Below are 4032 nucleotides of genomic sequence, written 5' to 3' on the forward strand. Positions count from 1 at the left end.
CCGCGCTCCCGCATGTCCGGAGACCGCCCGGGCTCCGCACTCCGCGGCACCCCCGCCCGTACGCCAAGCCCCGAAGCGAGGTGACGGCCCGACATGGCCGATTCCGTCTCCACTCTCCCTACGCCCCTCTCCGACGACACCACCCCCGGCTCACTGATCACCCGCGACGGTCAGATCCAGTGGGGCGGGCTCCTGATGGGCGCCGGAACGCCCTACCCGGTCGACCGCACCGGTGTGACCGGCTGGGAAGACCTGCCCGAACTGGACCTCGGAGACGTGCTCCGGCCCGACCAGCACGGCTCCTGGCCCGGCGACCGCTGGGCGCAGCCCCGTCTGATCGGGGCGACCGTCTGGCTCGCGCCGCCCGCCGGGACCGATCCGCTCGCCACCGCCACCCGCTTCCGCGCCGCGACCGGTCCCGACGGCCAGGAGCGCTGGCTCGCCGTCCGGCTGCTGGGCGAGACCCTCGCGGTCCGTGCCCGGGTCAGCCGCCGCGTCGTACCGCAGGACCGTTCCTACGCCGTACAGGGGTTCGCCAAGGTCAGCATCCAGTGGACGGCGACCGACCCCCGCCGCTACGGAGCCGTCCGGCACGAGGCCATCACGGGTCTGCCGGTCAGCGAGTCCGGGATGGTCTGGGACGACGACGCCGGGTCCGGTCTGGTGTGGCCGATGGCCTGGGGTGCGAACGGCACCGCCGGTTCGATCACGGCGGTCAACGACGGGGGCGCCGCGGTGCGTCCCGTCGTGGAGTTCCGCGGCCCCGTGCAGCGCCCCTCGCTGACCCGGCTCTCCGACGGGCGCCAGCTCCAGTACGACCTGGCGCTGGGCGCCGGGGACATCCTCACCGTCGACACCGAGAGCGGCACGGTGCTGCTCAACGACACCGCGTCCCGCATCTACACCGCCACCCCGGACTCGTCGCCCGAGCAGTCGTTCCAGCTGGAGCCGGGGACCACGAACCTGGCCTTCAGGTCGGACGACGTCACCGCGTCCCCGGACGCCTCCGTCACCGTCCGCTGGCGCGACGGGCACTGGTGAGCGGCCACCGCCGGCTCCCCTCCCCCGTTCCACGGCCCCGCAGCAGCCCGCAGCCCCGCCGAGAAAACAGTCCCGCAGATCCCTCCAGGAGGACCTCATGCCCGTGCGCAGCGCATGGCTCGTCAACCGCACCGACGCCGAGTCCGGCCAGTCCCGCGCCGACACCCGGCTCGCCCCGACCGGCACCATGACCCCGACGAGCGGGCTCGCCAGCCGCAGCGGCATCATCCCGGGCTCACCCGACGGCAAGTCCCTGATGTCCGCGTTCTACGTGTTCAGCTCCACCGCCGGCATGACCGCGACGATCGCTCCCGGCCGAGCGGTGGTGCAGGGCGGCGAGGCGGCCGGGGCCTACCCGGTCGTCCTCACCGACTACACCACCATGGTCTTCGCGGACGGCGACGCCAACAACCCCCGCATCGACCTGCTCGTCCTGCGGATCTACGACGCCCAGGTCGACAAGACCGGCCGCACCGAGGCCGTCCTGGAGATCGTCCAGGGCGCGGCCGAGGGCAACCCGCAGGTCCCGCTGACCCCGCCCGCCTCCCTGCCGCTGGCGACCGTGCAGGTCCCGGCGGGCGCCTCGGTCGGCACCGGGGGCATCGCCTGGGCCTCCGCCGTCGCCAATCTGCGTACCAGCACGGTCGCCGCCGGCGGCATCCTGCCGCTGTACGGGAACACCAACGAGATCGGCGCCTACCCGGGCCAGTACCGCGACATCGGCACCCAGCTGCAGCGCTGGGACGGCGGCAACTGGGTCGGCTACCCCGGCCAGATCGGCGGAATCGTCCCGACCGGCCAGCTCGCCACCGGCGGGTACGTGGGCCAGTACCGGGACAACAACGGCCGCCTGGAGCGGTGGAGCGGCACCGCCTGGGTGCTCGCGTTCCCGAGCGCGGCGTTCGCGTACGACAACGACGGCGGCTACTGCAAGACCACCACCTGGTCGGAGGCGCTGACGGGCACCACCGGGGCGACGATCACCGCCACGTTCACCGCCCCGGTCTCCGGGAAGGTCCTCGTGCACCTCGGGTTCCAGGGGCAGCCGTCGGTGGAGGGCGGCTGGGGCCGGATGTCCGCCAACATCCGCAAGGACGGCGTCCTGGTCACCGGCCTCGGCGCGGAGGAGACCCGCTCGGCAGTCGACACCAACCGGGGCAACCAGTCCGTGAGCACCGTGTTCCCGGTCACCGGCCTCCAGGCCGGCGCCCAGTACACCGCCGTCTCCGCGTACTCCTCCAGCGTCACCACCAACAACCACTGGTTCGACAACCGGTTCATCCGCGTCGACCCGATGCTCTGAGGAGGGCCGCGTGACGAGTTCGCCCCGTACGGCGTACACCCCGCTCACCCCCGTCTACCGGGCGGTCTTCTGCGATCTGCGCACCGACCAGGTGGTGGACGTGCTGCCGCTGACGGAGACCAAGTTCGACGACTACATCGGCAAGTCGGGATCGCTGTCGGCGACAGTCCCGCTGCCGGACGCCGCCCTGGCCCGCCGGGCCCGGGCGGCGATGGTGCCCGGCCGCACCGCGGTGTGGCTGGAGCGCGACGGCGACATCTGGTGGGGCGGGGTGCTCTGGACCTGCACCCCGTCCAGCGACGAACGCGGCCGACTCCAGGTGCAGTTCCAGGCCGGCACCTTCGACTCCTACCTGGACCACCGCATCCTGGCGCAGGACATCTCCTACACGGCGCTCGACCAGTTCGAGATCGCGCGGCTGCTCGTCGCGCACGCCCAGGAGCAGCCGGGCGGCGACATCGGTATCCAGCTGGGGAACGAGATGTCCGGCATCGCGCGGGACTGCTTCTTCGCCTACTCCTCCCTGACCCGGGTCAGGGAGGTGCTGGACCAGTTGTCCCGGCTGGCCGACGGCTTCGAGTGGCGGGTGCACTGCTACCGGGACGCCGCAGGCCGCCGGGCCAAACGGCTCCAGCTCGGACACCCCCTGATCACCGCCGGTGCCTCCGACATCGTGATGGACCACCCCGGCCAGGTCATCACCTACAGCCTGCCGGCCGACTCGACCGTGCAGGCCGACGTGTGGGTGGCGCGCGGGGACTCGCCCAACACCGACCAGGCAGAGGAGTCCCAGCCGCTCACCGTCTCCGTCGAGTCGCCCGCCGACCTGGCGGCCGGCTGGCCCCGGCTGGAGCTCACCTCGGACCACAGCGGGGTCACGGACGAGGCGACGCTGCGGTCCCTCGCCGGGGCCGAGCTGGCCCGCCAGCGGATGCCGGAGATGATCCCGGAGATCACCGTGCGGCTGGACGGCCGGATCACCCCGGCGCTGATCGGCGCCCGCATCCGGCTGCGGCTGCGTGACCTGTGGCACCAACAGCCGCAGGACGAGCAGTACCGGATCGTCGGCCTCGCGGTGGAACCGCCGCAGCGTGCCAAGGCCGAGACCGCGACCCTCTACCTGGAAGGGGTGTAGGACATGGCCACCATTCCCACCGACCTCCTGGACCGCATCCGGGAGATCGAACGCCGCATCCGGGGGCTGATGGCCAGTGCCAACAGCAGCCCGGCGATGAACCAGGTCGGCAGCGGCGACATCGTCGTCGGCGACCGGGGCCGGATCCGCGCCAGGACCTCACTGGGCGAGGACCTGCTGCTGGTCGGCCGGGTGCAGCCGGACCGCGACAGCGAGGCCGAGGCGTACCAGCAGGGCCTGGAACTGCGGCGCGACGACGGTTCGATGGCGTTGTCCCTGATCACGACCGATCCGGTGAACTCCCCGGTTCAGGTGTTGCGCGTCCTCGACCACCGGGGCGACACCGTGCTGGCGACCGACTCGGGCCGCGGTGGTCTGGCCCGTCCCTATCTGCCCTTCCCGACCCCGGTTCCGGTGGGCACGACGGGCTGGGAGTCCACCGGCTCCACCGACTGGACCACGCTCTACGCGGGCCCCGGCTTCGCCCAGCACCCCAAGGTGTACTGCGTCCTGGCCGCGTCCGGGACCGTGGGCGCGGCCAGGACGCAGTACA

The 4032-nt window shown here is 72.5% G+C and carries 4 protein-coding genes; all 4 read left to right on the forward strand.

Translation table 11 applies throughout. From position 1 onward, the window contains the following. Positions 1-93: 93 nt before the first annotated feature. Positions 94-1041 (forward strand): phage distal tail protein, encoded by a 948-nt coding sequence (locus JGS39_RS38235; protein ID WP_219574374.1) that lies wholly within the window; start codon positions 94-96, stop codon positions 1039-1041. Between the two features lie 97 nt (positions 1042-1138). After that, positions 1139-2344 carry a hypothetical protein gene (locus tag JGS39_RS38240; protein WP_219574375.1) on the forward strand — a complete coding sequence of 402 codons (1206 nt, stop codon included), beginning with the start codon at positions 1139-1141 and terminating at the stop codon, positions 2342-2344. Positions 2345-2354: 10 nt separating this feature from the next. Continuing rightward, positions 2355-3479, forward strand: coding sequence for a hypothetical protein (locus JGS39_RS38245; protein WP_219574376.1), 1125 nt, complete (start codon positions 2355-2357; stop codon positions 3477-3479). A gap of 3 nt (positions 3480-3482) precedes the next feature. Further along, positions 3483-4032 (forward strand): hypothetical protein (locus JGS39_RS38250; protein WP_219574377.1); only part of this gene is annotated, 550 nt, incomplete at its 3' end.

Source organism: Streptomyces poriferorum, assembly GCF_019399235.1.
Lineage (GTDB): Bacteria > Actinomycetota > Actinomycetes > Streptomycetales > Streptomycetaceae > Streptomyces > Streptomyces poriferorum.